The sequence below is a fragment of the Pseudomonas sp. BP11-1-1 genome, from assembly GCF_052112105.1.
Lineage (GTDB): Bacteria > Pseudomonadota > Gammaproteobacteria > Pseudomonadales > Pseudomonadaceae > Aquipseudomonas > Aquipseudomonas alvandae.
This window is the reverse complement of the sequence record NZ_JAUTYU010000014.1, coordinates 15023-33651: the sequence shown is the minus strand read 5'-3', so window position 1 is coordinate 33651 and position 18629 is coordinate 15023. Positions and strand designations below refer to the sequence as shown.

The following is an 18629-nucleotide window of genomic DNA, read 5'->3' as shown; positions in this document are numbered from 1 at the left end:
CCCAATGCGCCTGTTTCACTCCTTGATGTTGTTGATGACCCTGGTTGCCCCCCTGGCGTTGGCCGACGATCTGTATCAGGTGGAAATGATCCTGGTCCGGCAGAATGCCGAGCCCACCATCATCAGCCGCGCCGCACCGGAAGACTGGGACGCCGGCGCACGACGCTTGGGCGCGGACAGCCTGCGGACACCGGCAATGGGCAATATCGTCGAAAAACTCAACGCCAGCGGCCAGTACACCGTGCTGATGCACAAGGCCTGGCAACAGAACCTGGGCGAACAAGGCAGCAAGATCGCGGTCAGCGACGGCGCCGAACAGTTCGGCCAGTTTCCCATCGAGGGCACCCTGGAGCTCAAGCTCGGCCGCTTCACCGACGTGGACGCCGACTTCTGGATCAACCAGATCGACGCCAATGGCCTGGTCACCGCCAGCGAACGCCTGAAACAGGAGAGCCATACCAAGAACGGCCAGTTGAACTTCCTCGATAACGGCCATCTCGGCTTGCTGATCAAGATCACCTCGTTGACCGCGCCTGCACCACGCCAGGCACCTGATGTCATTCCGGACTGATCGGCGCGCCTATGCCCTCGCCCCTGAGCAAACCCCTGGCACCTTCCTGGGTCAATCGATTCAAGGAACAAAGCCTGGAGCGTGGGCGCCGATACGCGTTGGAAAACCGCGTCAGGATCGTCGAAGCCGGCGACAGCACGATCATTGCCAGTTGCGAAGGCTCCGGTGGCAGCGTTTATCGTCAGACCATTCGTCTCAAGGAGTCAGCCAAGGGCACGTTGATCCTGCTTGAAGCGGCGTGCTCCTGTCCGGTGCGCATCAATTGCAAGCATTGCGCGGCGGTGCTGCTGCAAGTCCAGGAAACCCTGGCCTACCCTGCCGCTGAAAAAGACGCCCAGATGCTGGAAAAACTCCAGGCGGTGCTGGACAGCCGCAGCCCCAAGGCGCCGCCGCAGGTCTTGGTGGACAACGTGCAACCGGTGCCCCGCCTGTGGCTAGCGAGCATCGAATTCAGCGCCTTCGAGCCGCGCAACGGCAAGATGCAGCGCTACATCCAGCACCGCGCCGCGCTGTCGTTCAGCTACCTGGACGAATACGTCAGCGGCCAGCGCAACACCGACGTACTGATTCGCCAGGAAACCCAGACGCTGCGGATAAAACGCCACACCGATGTGGAACAATCCTACCGCGAACAACTGCGAATCCTCGGTTTCAAAATCGCGACCCGACAAAGCAAAGCCTTGCCGGAGAGCGCAGGCGAACTGTACGAAATGGTCAACGACAGTGCCTGGCTGACCTTTACCCTCAACGACCTGCCGAAACTGCGCACCCAGGGCTGGGAATTGCAGATCGATGAGGATTTCGGCTTCGACCTGACGGCAGTGGACGAATGGTACGCAACGGTCGAAGAAACGCCGGAGCGGGACTGGTTCGACCTGGAGCTGGGGATCATCGTCAACGGCGAGCGACTGAGCCTGCTGCCGATCCTGTTGAACCTGATGCGCTCGCACATCGAGCTGTTCAACCCGGAACGCCTGGCCAGGCGCCGCGATGACGAACTCATCCTGGTCAACTTGCCGCACCGTCCCAACTCGGAGTTCGGCCCACAGCAAGTGGCCCTGCCCTACGGGCGGTTGAAACCGGTGCTGGCGACCCTCGGCGAGTTCTACCTGCAAGAGCCCGGCACCACCAAGCTGCGGCTCAACAGCGCCGACGCCCTGCGCCTGAATCCGTTGCAGGACATGCCGCTGCGCTGGGAAGGTGGCGAACACATACGCAGCCTCGCCCAACGCCTGCGCGACATCAAGGACTACACCGCCACCGCCCCGAAGGGCTTGAATGCAACGCTGCGCCCCTACCAGCTCGAAGGCCTGAGCTGGATGCAGTCGCTACGGCAATTGGAGGTGGGCGGCATCCTGGCGGACGACATGGGCCTGGGTAAAACCCTACAGACCCTGGCGCACATTCTCAGCGAAAAACACGCAGGCCGCCTGGACCGCCCATGCATGGTGGTGATGCCGACAAGCCTGATTCCGAACTGGCTCGATGAAGCATCGCATTTCACCCCGCAGCTCAAGGTGCTGGCCCTGTACGGTGCCGGGCGCAAGAAACACTTCGAGCGCCTGGCCGATTACGATCTGATCCTGACCACTTATGCGCTGCTGCCAAAGGACGTCGAACGCCTCAAGGCACAGCCGCTGCACGTACTGATCCTCGACGAAGCCCAGTACATCAAGAACCCCACCAGCAAAGCCGCCCAGGCCGCTCGCGAACTGGATGCCCGGCAACGGCTGTGCCTGTCCGGAACGCCATTGGAAAACCACTTGGGTGAACTCTGGTCGTTGTTTCATTTCCTGTTGCCGGGCTGGCTCGGCGACATCAAAAGCTTCAACCGCGACTACCGCGTGCCGATCGAAAAGCGCGGCAGCGACGTACGATTGCAACACCTCAACGGTCGGATAAAACCTTTCTTGCTGCGCCGCACCAAGGAACAAGTCGCGACCGAACTGCCGCCCAAGACCGAGATCATCCATTGGGTCGAACTCAGCGACGCCCAGCGGGACGTCTACGAGACCATGCGCCTGGCCATGGACAAGAAAGTGCGCGACGAGATCACCCGCAAAGGCGTGGCGCGCAGCCAGATCATCATCCTCGAGGCACTGCTGAAGCTACGCCAGGTGTGCTGCGACCTGCGCCTGATCAGCGATGCCGCCCTGCCGGCCCGAGGCAGCAGCTCGGGCAAGCTCGACAGCCTGATGGAAATGCTCGAGGAGTTGTTTGAAGAAGGCCGGCGGGTGCTGCTGTTTTCACAGTTCACCTCGATGCTGGCGCTGATCGAAGAAGAACTGAAAAAGCGCGGCGTGGAATACGCCATCCTGACCGGCCAGACCAGGGACCGTCGCACACCGGTGAAGGAATTCCAGAGCGGCAAGCGTCAGATCTTTCTGATCAGTCTGAAAGCCGGTGGCGTAGGCTTGAACCTGACAGAAGCCGACACGGTGATTCACTACGATCCGTGGTGGAACCCCGCCACCGAAAACCAGGCCACCGACCGCGCCTATCGCATTGGTCAGGAAAAACCCGTTTTCGTGTACAAACTGATTGCCCGCGGCACGGTGGAAGAAAAGATCCAACTGCTGCAGAAAGAGAAGTCCGACCTGGCGGCTGGCGTGCTGGACGGACGCGTGGCGGGAGATTGGAAATTGCAGAACGAAGACATCGAGGCGCTATTCGCCCCCCTGCCGGACAAGCTGGAGAAGCGCTAAAACCGTTTTCGTGTGGGAGCGAGCCTGCTCGCGAAGAGGCCGCCAGCCTTCAACATTCTCGCGAGCTGAGCCGCCGCCTTCGCGAGCAGGCTCGCTCCCAACTATTCCCCGGACTGTTTTAGCCCGCCATCAACACCCGCGCCAAGGTCGACTTCACTTTGCCCATTCCGTCATGCAAAGCCTGCTCGATCTCAGCCATGGTGATCACCGCAGTGGACTTGCCCGCCGCCGGATTCACTACTAGCGCCAGACAGGCGTAGTCCAACTCCAGCTCACGCGCCAGCGCCGCCTCCGGCATGCCTGTCATGCCGACGATATCGCAGCCATCGCGTTCCAGACGGGCAATCTCGGCCACGGTTTCCAGGCGCGGCCCCTGGGTGCAGGCGTAGACGCCGTGGCTGCTATAAGCGCAGCCTTCGGCGGCCAGGGCCGCAATCAATTGCTGGCGCAGCGATTCGCTGTAGGGATAGCTGAAGTCGATGTGGGTCACCGCCTCCAGGTCATCGGCGAAATACGTATGCTCGCGACCGCTGGTGTAATCGATCAACTGGTGGGGCACGCAAAAATGCCCAGTGCCCATCGCGGCGTGGATCCCGCCCACCGCGTTGACCGCCAGGATGGCTTCGGCACCGGCCTGCTTCAGGGCCCAGAGGTTGGCGCGATAGTTCACCTGGTGCGGCGGAAAACGGTGAGGATGACCATGACGCGCCAGGAACAGCACCTCGCGCCCGGCGTACTCGCCAATCTGCACGTCGGCCGATGGCGCGCCGTACGGCGTATCCACCGACAGGGACTGGCGTAGGGTGAGGCCTTCCAGCTGGGTCAGGCCGGTGCCGCCGATAATTGCGTAAACGGTCATACAAACGTCCTTAATCAATCAGTTGGGCGGCTTTCAACGCGCCGATGGCTGTCAACCAGCGTGGATCCTGGCGGTACTCGGTACTCGCATAGGCCTGGCCACGCATGCGGGCGATCCGCGCCGATGGCTTGACCTTCAAGCGCTGGGCAGCGCCCAAGGCCAATTCGGCGGCCGCGCGGTCATTGCACACCAGGCCCATGTCACAACCGGCCGTCAGCGCGGCCTCGATGCGGCTAGCGGCATCGCCTACCACATGGGCGCCGGCCATGGAAAGATCATCACTGAAGATCACGCCATCGAACCGCAACTCGCCCCGCAGGATGTCTTGCAGCCAACGGTGGGAGAAGCCTGCCGGGCTGGCGTCCACCTGAGGATAAATGACGTGGGCCGGCATCACGGCCGCCAGTTGCTTGCCCAGCTTGGCAAACGGCACCAGGTCATGGGCGCGGATCTGTTCGAGACTGCGCTCGTCAGTAGGAATGGCAACGTGGGAGTCTGCCTCGGCCCAGCCGTGCCCAGGAAAATGCTTGCCTGTGGCCGCCATCCCCGCTGCGTTCATGCCACGAATGAAGGCTCCGGCCAACAATGCGGCACGCTCGGGATCACCTTCAAAGGAGCGGCTGCCGACCACGGCACTGCGCTGGTAATCGAGGTCCAGCACCGGGGCGAAACTCAAATCGAGACCGACCGCCAGCACTTCGGTCGCCATGATCCAGCCGCACTGTTCGGCGAGATATTCGGCGTTCGGGTTGTCGGCGATGGCCCGCATTGCCGGCAGGCGCACGAAACCCTGGCGCAGCCGCTGGACCCGCCCGCCTTCCTGGTCAACCGCCAGCAACAGGTCGGGGCGAATGGCGCGGATCGCCGCGCTCAGCTCGCGCACCTGGCGCGGGTGTTCGATGTTGCGAGCAAAAATGATCAAGCCACCCACTTCGGGTTGGCGCAACAGATGGCGATCCTCGGCCGTCAGCCAGGTACCGGCGACGTCGACCATCAACGAGCCTTGCAGGCCAGCGGTCATAGCAATTCCTTAATAACGATGGGCGTCCACGGCGACGCCTGCACGACGACACCGCCAGGCTGCATGCCCGGCAATTCGCGCATCGGCGATGAAAATTGAAACGAACTTGAAAGGAGAATCGGCATGGGCGGCTAGCTTAGCGGATGTAGCCAGCCACGCCCACCCGTCTGCTATGCCTTGGCGAGCGCCGGAGCCGACTTGCTGCGAGGACGCAATTGCGCTGCCGCCATTGCCTCGTCGGTGACACCGCTTTCGGCGCGCATGCCGGCGGCCAGGAAAGGTACCATCAGGCGCATCACTTGCTCGATCGACGTGTTCACACCGAAATCGGTTTCCGCGATGGCTCGCAGAGCCTTGATGCCGGACATGCTGAACGCCGCCGCACCGAGCATGAAATGCACGCGCCAGAACAACTCGATCGGTGGTATGCGCGGCGCAGCCTCATTGACCAGCAGCATGTAGCGGCGGAACACCTTGCCGTACATGTCTTCCAGGTAACGTCGCAGGTGGCCTTGGCTCTGGCTGAACGCCAAGCCCAGCAGGCGCATGAAAATAGACAGGTCGTTGCCGCTGCGTGGCTGAACCACGAGCGCCTGTTCGACTAGGATTTCAAGCAGTTCTTCCAGGGTTGGCTTGACGTCAGGCTTGGCCTGGCGTCGCTCCAGCTCGCGATCGAGACTCAGGCAGAACGGGCCGAGGAACCGAGAGAAAACGGCTTGGATCAGGGCTTTTTTCGAGCCGAAGTGATAATTGACCGCCGCCAGGTTTACCCCGGCCTTGCTGGTAATCAGACGCAAAGAGGTTTCAGCGAAACCTTTTTCCGCGAACAACTGCTCGGCAGCATCGAGAATGCGTTCAACGGTTTCCGACTGGGCCATGGCTACTCCGCCTGACAAACACTTGTTTGAAACATACGTTTCAGCCTTCGCGTTGTCAAGTCTGCCGGGACGTTTTGCGAACGACCGGTCAGCTATTTAACCACACCTTGCGCAGGCTGTAGCCATGCCTGTCCGAGCGGCCAAGCCAACCGTCTGGCGGCCTGCTGAAAAAGGATGATTGCCAAGCGCCGTTCACTGTATATAATCCCAGTCACTGTATAAAAAGACAGAGCGATCGATATGCTAAAGCTGACGCCACGCCAAGCAGAGATTCTGGCCTTCATCAAACGCTGCCTAGAAGACAACGGCTATCCGCCGACCCGTGCGGAAATCGCCCAGGAACTGGGCTTCAAGTCGCCCAACGCGGCCGAAGAGCACCTCAAGGCGTTGGCCCGCAAGGGTGCGATCGAAATGACGCCGGGAGCATCGCGCGGCATTCGCATCCCGGGCTTCGAAGCCAAGGCTGACGAAACCACACTGCCGATCATCGGTCGTGTAGCGGCCGGCGCTCCAATCCTCGCCCAGCAACACGTCGAGGAATCCTGCAACATCAATCCTTCATTCTTCCATCCGAGAGCCGACTACCTCCTGCGCGTGCATGGCATGAGCATGAAGGACATCGGCATTTTTGACGGTGACCTGCTGGCTGTCCATACCACCCGCGAAGCCCGCAACGGCCAGGTCGTGGTAGCTCGAATCGGCGACGAAGTCACCGTCAAGCGCTTCAAGCGCGATGGCAGCAAGGTCTGGCTGATTGCCGAAAACCCGGAGTTCGCCCCCATCGAAGTGGACCTGAAAGATCAGGATCTGGTCATCGAAGGCTTGAGCGTTGGCGTCATTCGCCGCTAAAGGAGGCTTTATGCAATTTCCTCACACACCACAACACACACAACTTCCGCTGTTCGAGGCTTTCATGGCCCAACCGCTGGCTCCAGTCCTGAAAGAGGTCATCGAGTCGCCTTGGGGCGTCGAGCCCGAGGCGTTCAGCGAACTGTCGTTGCGTGGGGCGGCGGGGAATTGCCTGAACCTGCTGGCTCCGATCCTGAGGGAACTGAGCCAGGACCAGGATGCTCGCTGGTTGACGTTGATTGCGCCGCCTGCCAGCGTTACCCAGGCCTGGCTACGGGACGCGGGGCTTAATCGCGAGCGAATCCTGTTATTGCAACCTCGCGGCAGCCAGAGCGCGCAGCAATTAACCTGCGAAGCGTTACGCCTGGGTCGTAGCCATACGGTGGTTAGCTGGCTCAATCCACTGACTGCGACCGCTCGTCAGCAATTGATCAGCGCCGCTCGTACCGGGGACGCGCAGAGCCTGAACATTCGATTGGGCTAAGACAAACGCAGGGCTTCTCCAGGACAGAGAAGCCGGGTTGGTAAATCGACTTCAAAAAGCCGACAAACGGGGTCAATGAAGAACCCGTGGCCCCTCTTCCTTGCTGAATTCGCCTTCAACCAAGCGGCCCGCCATTTGCACGCCCACGCTAAGCATCGCCTTGGCGACTTCAACGTGCTGGCCTTGCAGGAACACCTTGGCATCTTCGGAAAAGTTCAGGGTAACCAGAGAACCCTCGTCTTCAGCCCTGCGCAGCTCGATGCGGCCGTCAGGAAGTTCGACGATTTCTAGAAAGGACGTTGGCATAAAAGTCTGTTCTCCACGAAAGGCGGGAATTATATAGTCATCGGTCAGGCTTCGCTCGGGATCTTGACCAAGTGTCGTTAGCGAACATTGCAAGCCGAGTGAAAACTCAGCATTCATTCAGCCCCTCTCGAAAGCGAATTGCCAGGCTTTTCAGGTTCTGGCGCCAGCTTTCCAGCTCTTCCCGGCTCAACGGCTGTTCGGACTCCTGCTCATCAAGATTGACCGCCATGATCAACGGCTGGGTCACGTCCCCCTTTGGCTGGCGAGGGGCCCGTGGTGGCTGGAACAGTGCCGCATGGGCCGCCAGCAGCTTGGCCAGCCAGGTTTCCGGGTTCTGGGCCAGCTCGACCATTTCAGCCAGTTCGGGGATCGCAACGGTTTCCAGCACCTCACGCGTCAACATCAGCTCGGCGCGCGAAGCACTTGCCTGGGGCAAGCGATAGAAACCGGCGATTTCATGGCAAAGACCCAACAGCGCGCCATACAGGTGAAACAGCACTGACTCACGCCCCGCCTGGATCAGCGCCGGGGAATTCATGGTGCGCCCCTCCTCGGCCCTGGCGAGCGCTTCAAGCGACAGGCCGGCGAAATAAATCTTCTGGTTGGTGCGGGTATAGAGTTCGTGGGCCATGGCGGCATTCTCCCCAACGAAATAAAAGCGTCACGCAGGTGCGACAGTGTCGTGGATGAACCAAAGCCACTGCAAGCCAAAAACAAGAAGGCCGCATGAAAACCTACGGGTTGTCATGCGGCCTTTTACTTGCCTGCAATTGCAAGGGACCGCTACGGCGTCCAACGGGAGCAAGCTCCCTCGCCATAAAACCCCTTACATCGCTCAGTCAGCGCTTGTCTTCAACGGTCCATTTACCGCCGTCGTAGTACGCCTTCCAGCCAGTAGGCTTGCCGTCGACCTCGGTCTGTACATATTGCTCCTTGGTCTTGCGGCTGTAGCGAATCACTGCGGGGCGGCCGTCCGGATCCTTCTGCGGTGCGTCGCAGAGGAAATGATACTTCGGATCGATCTCGTCCTTGTGCGGCAGGATTTCAATCACCAACGGTGCCCGAGTCTCACGATTCTTCGGGAATTGACTGGCTGCCAGGAACAGACCGGATGCACCGTCGCGCAGGATGTAGGTGTCGTTGACCTTCTCGCACTTGAGTTCGGGCATCTTCACCGGATCCATCTTCGGCGGCGCCGCGTCACCGCTCTTGAGCAGCTTGCGGGTGTTCTTGCAGGTCGGGTTGGTGCAGCCGAAGAACTTGCCGAAACGGCCGGTCTTGAGCTGCATCTCGCTGCCGCACTTATCACATTCCAGGCTCGGGCCTTCATAGCCCTTGATGCGATAAGTGCCCTCCTCGATCTCGTAGCCGGCGCAATCCGGATTGTTACCGCAGATGTGCAACTTGCGCTTCTCATCCAACAGGTAAGCATCCATCGCCGTGCTGCAGATCGGGCAACGGTGCTTGCCGCGCAGGACCAGGGATTCCGACTCACCCTCATCGTCCGCAGCGATTTCATCACCCGGCACGAGGTTGACCGTCGCCTTGCAGCGCTCCTTCGGCGGCAGGCTGTAGCCCGAGCAACCGAGGAATACGCCGGTCGAAGCGGTACGGATCTGCATGGGACGACCGCAGGTCAGGCACGGAATATCGGTCATGACCGGCTGGTTGGCACGCATGCCATCGTCCGGACTTTCGGCCACTTCGAGTTTTTTCTTGAAATCGCCGTAGAACTCGTCGAGCACGTTCTTCCAGTCCCGCTCGCCCTGGGCAACATCGTCCAGGTTCTCTTCCATGCCCGCGGTGAAACCGTAGTCCATCAGGTTCGAGAAGCTTTCGGAGAGACGCTCGGTAACGATGTCCCCCATCTTCTCCGAATAGAAACGACGGTTGTGCAACGTCACGTAGCCGCGATCCTGGATGGTGGAAATGATCGCTGCGTAGGTCGAAGGACGACCGATGCCACGTTTTTCCATTTCCTTGACCAGGCTGGCCTCCGAGTATCGTGCTGGCGGCTTGGTGAAGTGTTGCGTCGGATCCACCTTGATCAGCTTCATCACGTCGCCCTGGGCCATGTCCGGCAGGACATCGTCATCGCCTGGCTTGGTGATTTGCGGCATGACGCGGGTGTAACCGTCGAACTTCAGGATGCGGCCTTTGGCGCGCAGCTCGAAGTCGCCAGCACCGACGCTGACGGTGGTCGACAGGTATTGCGCCGGCAGCATCTGGCAGGCCAGGAACTGGCGCCAGATCAGCTCGTAGAGACGCTCGGCGTCGCGCTCCATGCCCGACAGCTTGCTTGGCTCGGTATTGGCGTCGGATGGACGAATCGCTTCGTGAGCCTCCTGGGCGCCTTCCTTGCTGCTGTAGACGTTCGGCGTGTCCGGCAGGTATTTCTTGCCGAACTCGCTTTCTATATAAGTGCGCGCCATCGCCACGGCATCGGCCGAGAGGTTGGTCGAGTCGGTACGCATGTACGTGATGTAGCCCGCTTCGTACAGACGCTGGGCCATCATCATGGTTTTCTTCACACCGAAGCCCAGGCGGTTGCTCGCGGCCTGCTGCAAGGTGGAAGTAATGAACGGTGCGGAAGGCTTGCTGCTGGTCGGCTTGTCTTCGCGCTTGACGATGCTGTAGCTCGAAGCCTTGAGTTTCTCCAGTGCCGCCATGGCCTGGGCTTCATTGAGCGGCTTGAAGGCTTCGCCCTTCTCGCGGGCCACTTCGAAGCGCACGGTAGCGCCCTTGGCGGTGCCGAGATCAGCGTGGACTTCCCAATACTCCTCTGGAATGAACGCGCGGATTTCCCGCTCGCGCTCCACCACCAGCTTCACCGCAACCGACTGCACGCGACCGGCCGACAGGCCGCGGGCGATCTTGGCCCACAACAAGGGCGAGACCATGTAGCCCACGACGCGGTCAAGGAAGCGACGCGCCTGTTGGGCGTTGACCCGATCGATGTCCAGCTCGCCGGGCTGGGAGAAGGCTTCCTGGATGGCCTTCTTGGTGATTTCGTTGAACACCACGCGCTTGTAGCGGCTGTCATCCCCACCGATGGCTTCGCGCAGGTGCCAGGCAATGGCTTCCCCTTCGCGGTCCAAGTCCGTCGCGAGATAGATGGTGTCGGCATCCTTGGCGAGCCGACGCAGTTCTTCGATGACCTTTTCCTTGCCTGGGAGGATCTCGTACTTGGCTTTCCAGCCATGTTCCGGATCGACGCCCATGCGTGAGACCAGCTGCTTGCGCGCCTTGTCTTTCGGCGACAGCGCCGGCGCTTCACCAGCGGCCGCCTTGCCGCGCTTGGCGGCAGGCTCCTTGCTGGCGCTAGCCGAACCGCTGGTGGGCAGGTCTCGGATATGGCCGATACTCGACTTCACCACGTATTGGTTGCCCAGATACTTGTTGATGGTCTTGGCCTTAGCCGGGGATTCCACAATGACCAGCGATTTGCCCATGGATCAGAAAATTCCTGAATTCTAAAAAGTGAAAGGCGGTTGGCGCCTGACGCGGCACCGCTATATATAGTGGCTGCAAGGTGAGGTCAAGGGCGGGGTCTCCCCCAGGTCGGCCTCAAGGCTTGGAAAAAATGCTCTCCTCGGCCTGCACCAAAGCAAAGCGTGGCACCTGTTCACCGTCAACCTCGACCGACTCCTGGAACATGCTCAAGGGACGCACCCAAAAGCCGTAATCGCCATACAGGGCTTGATAGAAGACCACTTCTTCCTCGGTCTCGGAATGCCGCGCGATGCTGAAAACGCGGTACTGCGGACCTTTGTAATGTTGGTAGAGCCCAGGTTGTATCGGCATGCGTTGGCCCTCACTCAAATTTTTTCAAAATAAAAACAAAATCTTTTTTACTAAACCCGAAAAACAAAAACCGGGGCACTTGGCCCCGGCTTCCATCAACGCAACGCTTAGACGCGTTCGAAGACAGTGGCGATGCCCTGGCCGAGGCCAATGCACATGGTGGACACCCCAAACGTGCCGCCGTTCTGCTTCATGACGTTGAGCAGCGTGCCGGAGATACGCGCGCCGGAGCAACCGAACGGGTGACCCAGGGCGATCGCGCCGCCGTGCAGGTTAACCTTCTCGTTCATCTTGTCGAGCACTTTCAAATCTTTCAGCACGGGCAAGGCCTGTGCGGCGAAAGCTTCGTTGAGCTCGAAGAAGTCGATATCGGTAATGCTCAGCCCCGCACGCTTCAAGGCTTTCTGCGTGGCCGGTACTGGACCATAGCCCATGATCGCCGGATCCACACCCGCGACAGCCATCGAACGAATCACTGCCATCGGCTGGATGCCCAGGTCCTGGGCACGCTGGGCCGACATCACGATCATGCACGAGGCACCGTCGGTGATCTGCGACGAAGTACCCGCCGTCACGGTGCCGCCCTTGGGGTTGAAGGCCGGCTTCAAGGTCGCCAGGCTTTCCAGGGTGGTCTCCGGACGAATGGTTTCGTCGTAGTCGAACAGCTTCAGGAAGCCGTTCTCGTCGTAACCCTGCATCGGGATGATTTCATCCTTGAACTTGCCTTCCACGGTCGCCTTGTGGGCGAGTTGGTGGGAGCGCACGCCAAAGGCGTCCTGTTGTTCGCGGGTAATGCCATGCATCTTGCCGAGCATTTCCGCGGTCAGGCCCATCATGCCCGAGGCTTTAGCCGCGTACAGCGACATGTGCGGGTTCGGATCGACACCGTGCATCATGCTCACGTGGCCCATGTGCTCGACACCACCGACCACGAACACATCACCGTTGCCGGTCATGATCGCCTGGGCGGCAGTGTGCAGCGCGCTCATGGACGAACCGCACAGGCGGCTGACGGTCTGGCCAGCGGCGGTGTGAGGGATCTGGGTCATCAGCGAAGCCATGCGGGCGATGTTCCAGCCCTGTTCCAGGGTCTGGTTCACACAGCCCCAGATCACGTCCTCGACCTCATTGGGGTCGACCTTGACGTTGCGTTCCAGCAGTTTGCTGATCAGGTGCGCCGACATGTCTTCGGCGCGGGTATTGCGGTGCATGCCGCCCTTGGAGCGGCCCATCGGCGTACGACCGAAGTCGACAATCACGACGTCTCTAGGATTCAAGCTCATAAATGTTCTCTCGCTCTAGTCGTTGGGCGCTTAACCGAAGAAGCTCTGGCCGTTCTTGGCCATTTCACGCAGCTTCGCGGTCGGGTGGTAGAGCGCGCCCAGATCAGCGTACTGGTCAGCCAGGGCAACGAACTCGGCCACACCGATCGAATCGATGTAGCGCAGCGCACCGCCACGGAATGGAGGGAAACCGATGCCGTAGACCAGACCCATGTCGGCTTCGGCGGCGGTTTCGACAATGCCATCTTCCAGGCAACGCACGGTTTCCAGGCACAGCGGGATCATCATCCAGTTGATGATGTCCTCGTCGGTGACTTCGCGCTGCTCGTAGACGATCGGCTTGAGCACTTCCAGCACCGACGAGTCGGCGACTTTCTTTTGCTTGCCGCGCTTGTCGGTCTCATAGGCGTAGAAGCCCTTGCCATTCTTCTGGCCGAGGCGCTTGGCTTCGTAGAGCACGTCGACGGCCGAACGGCGGTCGTCCTTCATGCGGTCCGGGAAGCCTTCGGCCATGACATCGCGACCGTGGTGGCCGGTGTCGATGCCGACCACGTCCATCAGGTACGCCGGGCCCATCGGCCAGCCGAATTTTTCCATGATCTTGTCGATGCGCACGAAGTCCACGCCGGCACTGACCAACTTGGCAAAACCGCCGAAATACGGGAACAGCACGCGGTTGACCAGGAAGCCCGGGCAGTCGTTGACGACGATCGGGTTCTTGCCCATTTTCTTGGCGTAGGCCACGGTGGTGGCGATCGCCAGTTCGCTCGATTTTTCGCCACGGATGACTTCCACCAGCGGCATCATGTGCACCGGGTTGAAGAAGTGCATGCCGACGAAGTTTTCCGGACGCTTGAGGGCCTTGGCCAACAGCGAAATGGAAATGGTCGAGGTGTTCGAGGCGAGGATGGTGTCCTCTTTGACTTTGTCTTCGACTTCAGCCAGTACCGCTTGCTTGATCTTCGGGTTCTCGACGACGGCTTCGACCACCAGGTCGACATGGCCGAAATCGCCGTAGGACAGCGTAGGACGTATGCCGTTGAGCACTTCAGCCATTTTCGCGGCGGTCATGCGGCCTTTGTCGACGCGGCCGACCAGCAGCTTGGCAGCTTCCGCCAGACCCTGCTCGATGCCGTGTTCGTTGATGTCCTTCATCAGGATCGGCGTGCCTTTGGACGCCGACTGGTAGGCGATACCGCCACCCATGATGCCGGCGCCGAGCACGGCGGCCTGCTTCACGTCGCGGGCGATTTCGTCATAGGCCTTGGCCTTTTTCTTCAGTTCCTGGTCATTGAGGAACAGACCGATCAGGCTCTGCGCGGCGGAGGTCTTGGCCAGTTTCACGAAGCCGGCGGCCTCGACTTCCAAGGCCTTTTCGCGACCGAAATTCGCGGCTTTCTGGATGGTCTTGATCGCTTCGACCGGCGCCGGGTAGTTCGGGCCCGCCTGACCGGCTACGAAACCCTTGGCGGTTTCGAAGGCCATCATTTGTTCAATGGCGTTGAGCTTGAGTTTTTCAAGCTTCGGCTGGCGCTTGGCCTTGTAGTCGAACTCACCGCTGATGGCGCGTTTGACAGTCTCAAGCGCCGCTTCCTGGAGCTTGCCTGGTTCAACCACGGCGTCTACGGCGCCGACCTTCAGCGCGTCTTCGGCACGGTTTTCCTTGCCGGCGGCAATCCACTCGATGGCGTTGTCGGCACCAATCAGGCGCGGCAGGCGCACGGTACCGCCAAAGCCTGGGTAGATGCCCAGCTTGACTTCCGGCAGGCCGATCTTGGCCGTGGTGGACATGACACGGTAATCCGCCGCCAGGCACATTTCCAGGCCGCCACCCAGGGCGATGCCATTGATGGCCACGACGGTCGGTACGTTGAGGTCTTCGAAGTCGCTGAAGATACGGTTCGCTTCGAGGTTGCCAGCGATCAGTTCGGCATCGGGCAGCTTGAAGTTGTCGACGAATTCGGTGATGTCGGCGCCGACGATGAACACGTCCTTGCCACTGCTGACGATCACACCCTTGATCGAAGCATCTGCCTTGATAGTGTCCACGGCCTGACGCAATTCATTCAGGGTTAGACGGTTGAACTTGTTGACGGACTCACCCTTGAGGTCGAATTTCAATTCGACGATGCCACTTTCAAGAGCCTTAACCGTGATGGCTTTACCTTCGTAAATCATCAACTGATCTCCACGATATGGAAGCTGAACAGTACACGTTGGACGCTGACCACTGGTTCGGCATTGACATTACCGTCGATGCTACGCCAATCCGCCAGGCACACCCGTCAACGCGATAGTCGGGGTCTGTAGGAGCGTTCCGATACAAACGCTCAATTCATACGCCCGTTTGATTTGGGTACGTCACCTTCACGGAATTTCCGACAATTGTCAATCGCCCTAAACAAGCGTTTGAACGGGACTCCCCGGTCATTTCCGTACCGCACGGATCCGCAACACGGCGCTGCATGAGCAACCATTCATAGAATCAATAATTAGAAAAGTCGCCCTAATTCCAACCGCAACGGATTCAACCGACTACGCTGGTGACAAAGCATTTGAGCGCTTTATGCGAAGGTCGTTTCGAATGAACGACCTGAAGACATGTTTACCGGCCTGCCTGGCCACCCAGCCCGATGAATCTGTCGGGCTTTTTTATGCGTCAAGCCAACGCCTTGAGCACCGCTGAAATGTCCTGCAAGACACTGGCGTCGCCTTTTTCGCCCCAGTACAGCGCAATCATCTGCCGGTCAGCCTCGACCTTGTAGACATTGGCTGGCAATGTCCTGAAATGACGGAGCAACGACTCATCCTGGCAGGTTTCCTGCCATTGATTCACCCACACACCAGGCGCCTTTTGCCAATAACTCCAACTGGCCGGCTGATTGCCCCGCCGGGCTCGGTGGTATTGCGCACACGGGTTTGGCGGCTGCTGGCCAAGCCAGTGAGGCCAGTCCTGCGGAGTCAATTGCATGGCCAGCCCGAGGCGTCGCGCCTCCATGCGAAGGGCCATGCGCCCGTTCTGTGCACGGGACGGCCGCAACCATGCCAGGGGGCTTAATACCACCAACAGGATTGACACCACTATCCAGACCGTCATATCTGTACTCCCGAATTCTGATGAGCCCGTTGACCTGCGTCGCCGTCAATGCGCTTGAAACCAGCCATACTTACCGTATCGCCATTCTCTGGAGTGCTTTCCATGTACTACGAACACATCCTGGTCGCCGTCGACCTTACTGAAGAATGCGATCCAGTCGTCAAGCGAGCCCTCGCCCTGTGCGAAGGCCGGGAAAACAAACTGTCGCTGGTGCACATCGTCGAACCGATGGCCATGGCCTTCGGCGGTGACGTTCCGATGGATCTTTCCCAGTTGCAACAGCAGCAGTTCGATCAAGCCAAGGAGCGTCTTGATCGGCTGATCGTGAAATATCCTGCGCTGAAAAAGGAGAACAGCCACCTGACCTACGGCCAGCCGCGCCAGGAGATCCATCACCTGGCCAAGGAACAGGGCTGCGACCTGATCGTCGTCGGCAGCCATGGCCGCCACGGTTTGGCATTGTTGCTTGGCTCCACCGCCAACGATGTGCTGCATGGCGCGCCTTGCGATGTGCTGGCTGTGCACCTGATCAAGCGCACATAAACCCCAGACCCTGACCTTGTGGGAGCGAGCTTGCTCGCGATAGCGGTGTGACAGTCAGCATCAATGCTGCTGATCTACCGCTATCGCGAGCAAGCTCGCTCCCACAGGGACCGGGATTTCTATCTCAAGAGATCAAGCGTCCAGCTCGGCCCAGCGCTCGACCAATGCATCCAGCTCGGTCTGCAGCTGTTCCAACTGCGCGATAACCTTGGCGGTTTCGGCAGCAGGCCGCTGGTAGAATCCCGCGTCGGCCATCTCGGCCTCCACCGCGGCAATCTGCTGCTCCTTCGCGTCGATATCGCCTGGCAGGGCTTCCAGCTCACGCTGCAGCTTGTAGCTGAGCTTTTTCTTCGCCGGGACCGGCGCGGCAGCGGTGGCAACCGGCGCCGGCTCGGCCTTGACGACCGCCGAATTCAGGTCGGCCTTGCCCGACTTGCTCTCCGTCACGCCCAGCAGGCGCGGCGAGCCGCCCTGGCGCAGCCAATCCTGGTAGCCGCCGACATATTCGCGAACCAACCCTTCACCTTCGAACACCAGGGTGCTGGTGACCACGTTGTCGAGGAAGGCCCGGTCGTGACTGACCATCAGCACGGTGCCGTTGAAGGTCAACAGCACCTCTTCCAGCAGCTCGAGGGTTTCCACGTCGAGGTCGTTGGTCGGTTCGTCGAGTACCAGCAGGTTCGCTGGCTTGCTGAACAGCTTGGCCAGCAACAGACGGGCGCGCTCACCACCTGACAGTGCCTTGACCGGCGTACGGGCACGCTGGGGGCTGAACAGAAAATCGCCGAGATAACTCAATACGTGGCGGCTCTGGCCATCGATGTCGATGAAATCGCGACCTTCGGCCACGTTGTCGATCACGGTCTTTTCCAGGTCCAACTGATGGCGCAACTGGTCGAAGTAGGCGACATCGATCTTCGTCCCCTCTTCCACTTTGCCACTGGTCGGCACCAGGCCGCCGAGCATCAGCTTGAGCAACGTGGTCTTGCCGGTCCCGTTGGCACCAAGCAGGCCGATCCGGTCGCCGCGCTGCAGGACCATGGAGAAATCCTTGATCAGGAACGGGCCGTCCGGGTGAGCGAAGCTGACGTTCTCCAGCACCATGACCTGCTTGCCGGATTTATCTGCCGTTTCCAGCTGGATATTGGCCTTGCCGGTGCGCTCGCGACGTTCGCTGCGCTCCACACGCAACGCCTTGAGGGCACGCACGCGCCCTTCGTTACGGGTGCGTCGGGCCTTGATGCCCTGGCGGATCCAGACTTCTTCCTGGGCCAGGCGCTTGTCGAACAACGCATTGGCGGTTTCTTCCGCTGCCAGCGCCGCTTCCTTGTGCACCAGGAAACTGGCGTAGTCGCCGTTCCAGTCGATCAGGCCGCCACGATCCAGTTCGAGGATGCGGGTCGCCAGGTTCTGCAGGAAGGAACGGTCGTGGGTAATGAACAGCACCGCCCCCTGGAAGTCTTTCAACGCTTCTTCAAGCCAGGCGATGGCGCCGATGTCCAGGTGGTTGGTCGGTTCGTCGAGCAGCAAAAGATCCGGCTCGGACACCAGGGCCTGGGCCAGCAGGACGCGACGACGCCAGCCACCGGACAGCTCCGCCAAGGTCTTGTCGGCGGGCAATTGCAAACGGCTCAGCGTGCTGTCGACCAATTGCTGCAGGCGCCAGCCATCGCGGGCTTCGAGGTCGTGCTGGACATGCATCAATTTGTCCAGGTCGGCATCGGTGACGATGTTCTGGCTCAGGTGGTGATATTCGGCCAATAACGCGCCGACGCCATCCAGGCCCTCGGCGACCACGTCGAACACGGTCCGCTCGTCGGCCACCGGCAGTTCCTGGGGCAATTCGCCGATTTTCAGGCCGGGCGCGCGCCAGACAGAGCCGTCGTCAGGCTTCTGGTCGCCCTTGACCAGCTTCATCATGCTGGACTTGCCAGTGCCGTTGCGGCCGATGATGCACACCCGCTCTCCACGGGCGATCTGCCAGGACACCTTGTCCAACAACGGCATCGCGCCGAAAGCAAGGGACACATCGCTGAATTTGAGCAGGGTCATGAGCTTCTCCAAAAACTGGGCGCGCATTCTACCTGAGAAGAGACCTCAAAGGTCCGTCAATTTCGTCGCCGAAGCACTCTGTACAACAAATGTCGCGAAGTTTTGCCAACGGCCCCGCAAAGCTTTCGCCGGTTGCTGGCAAAAGGCTAAGCTACAGCCAGTTACCCTCGGTTTCCC

The 18629-nt window shown here is 60.1% G+C and carries 16 protein-coding genes; 5 read left to right on the top strand and 11 right to left on the bottom strand.

Annotated elements, in window-relative coordinates:
* Positions 1-4 precede the first annotated feature (4 nt).
* Positions 5-571, top strand: a complete 567-nt coding sequence (locus Q7C33_RS22105; RefSeq protein ID WP_030139958.1) for a CsiV family protein — start codon at positions 5-7, stop codon at positions 569-571.
* Positions 572-582: 11 nt separating this feature from the next.
* The gene (locus Q7C33_RS22100; protein ID WP_217861558.1) at positions 583-3276 is read left to right on the top strand and encodes a DEAD/DEAH box helicase; all 2694 of its coding nucleotides are present in this window, start codon (positions 583-585) and stop codon (positions 3274-3276) included.
* A gap of 118 nt (positions 3277-3394) precedes the next feature.
* On the opposite strand, the gene Q7C33_RS22095 is transcribed toward Q7C33_RS22100, so the two are convergent.
* The 3 genes from Q7C33_RS22095 to Q7C33_RS22085 all read right to left on the bottom strand — a co-directional run bounded on the left by Q7C33_RS22095 (position 3395) and on the right by Q7C33_RS22085 (position 6034).
* Positions 3395-4135: an S-methyl-5'-thioinosine phosphorylase gene (locus tag Q7C33_RS22095; RefSeq protein WP_407684167.1), complete on the bottom strand. Its 741-nt coding sequence runs from the start codon at positions 4133-4135 to the stop codon at positions 3395-3397.
* Between the two features lie 10 nt (positions 4136-4145).
* Complete coding sequence (gene nagZ, locus Q7C33_RS22090; protein ID WP_407684183.1) at positions 4146-5144, bottom strand: beta-N-acetylhexosaminidase; 999 nt, start codon at positions 5142-5144, stop codon at positions 4146-4148.
* A gap of 182 nt (positions 5145-5326) precedes the next feature.
* A complete protein-coding gene (locus Q7C33_RS22085; RefSeq protein ID WP_198797746.1) occupies positions 5327-6034 on the bottom strand; it encodes a TetR/AcrR family transcriptional regulator in 708 nt (235 codons plus the stop codon).
* 240 nt (positions 6035-6274) lie between these two features.
* Between Q7C33_RS22085 and lexA the strand changes: the two genes are divergently transcribed.
* Both lexA and sulA read left to right on the top strand, forming a co-directional pair.
* Entirely contained in the window at positions 6275-6883 is a 609-nt protein-coding gene (gene lexA / locus Q7C33_RS22080) for a transcriptional repressor LexA (RefSeq protein WP_030139954.1), read from the top strand.
* Between the two features lie 10 nt (positions 6884-6893).
* Positions 6894-7367 (top strand): SOS-induced cell division inhibitor SulA, encoded by a 474-nt coding sequence (gene sulA, locus Q7C33_RS22075; protein ID WP_030139953.1) that lies wholly within the window; start codon positions 6894-6896, stop codon positions 7365-7367.
* 72 nt (positions 7368-7439) lie between these two features.
* On the opposite strand, the gene Q7C33_RS22070 is transcribed toward sulA, so the two are convergent.
* The 7 genes from Q7C33_RS22070 to Q7C33_RS22040 form a co-directional block, all read right to left on the bottom strand.
* A complete protein-coding gene (locus Q7C33_RS22070; protein ID WP_122568400.1) occupies positions 7440-7673 on the bottom strand; it encodes a hypothetical protein in 234 nt (77 codons plus the stop codon).
* A 106-nt stretch (positions 7674-7779) separates the two neighbouring features.
* Complete coding sequence (locus Q7C33_RS22065) at positions 7780-8304, bottom strand: DUF6586 family protein (RefSeq protein WP_030139951.1); 525 nt, start codon at positions 8302-8304, stop codon at positions 7780-7782.
* A 208-nt stretch (positions 8305-8512) separates the two neighbouring features.
* Positions 8513-11125, bottom strand: a complete 2613-nt coding sequence (gene topA / locus Q7C33_RS22060; protein WP_030139950.1) for a type I DNA topoisomerase — start codon at positions 11123-11125, stop codon at positions 8513-8515.
* 115 nt (positions 11126-11240) lie between these two features.
* Positions 11241-11477, bottom strand: a complete 237-nt coding sequence (locus Q7C33_RS22055; RefSeq protein ID WP_025212748.1) for a DUF1653 domain-containing protein — start codon at positions 11475-11477, stop codon at positions 11241-11243.
* A gap of 107 nt (positions 11478-11584) precedes the next feature.
* Positions 11585-12760, bottom strand: coding sequence for an acetyl-CoA C-acyltransferase FadA (fadA, locus tag Q7C33_RS22050; RefSeq protein WP_030139949.1), 1176 nt, complete (start codon positions 12758-12760; stop codon positions 11585-11587).
* 30 nt (positions 12761-12790) lie between these two features.
* Positions 12791-14938, bottom strand: a complete 2148-nt coding sequence (gene fadB, locus Q7C33_RS22045) for a fatty acid oxidation complex subunit alpha FadB (RefSeq protein WP_407684166.1) — start codon at positions 14936-14938, stop codon at positions 12791-12793.
* A 481-nt stretch (positions 14939-15419) separates the two neighbouring features.
* Entirely contained in the window at positions 15420-15857 is a 438-nt protein-coding gene (locus Q7C33_RS22040; protein WP_323154142.1) for a hypothetical protein, read from the bottom strand.
* Positions 15858-15959: 102 nt separating this feature from the next.
* Between Q7C33_RS22040 and Q7C33_RS22035 the strand changes: the two genes are divergently transcribed.
* Positions 15960-16400, top strand: coding sequence for a universal stress protein (locus tag Q7C33_RS22035; RefSeq protein ID WP_030139946.1), 441 nt, complete (start codon positions 15960-15962; stop codon positions 16398-16400).
* Between the two features lie 132 nt (positions 16401-16532).
* Here the strand turns inward: Q7C33_RS22035 and Q7C33_RS22030 are convergent, their stop codons facing one another.
* Positions 16533-18452, bottom strand: a complete 1920-nt coding sequence (locus tag Q7C33_RS22030; protein WP_030140919.1) for an ATP-binding cassette domain-containing protein — start codon at positions 18450-18452, stop codon at positions 16533-16535.
* Between the last annotated feature and the right edge of the window lie 177 nt (positions 18453-18629).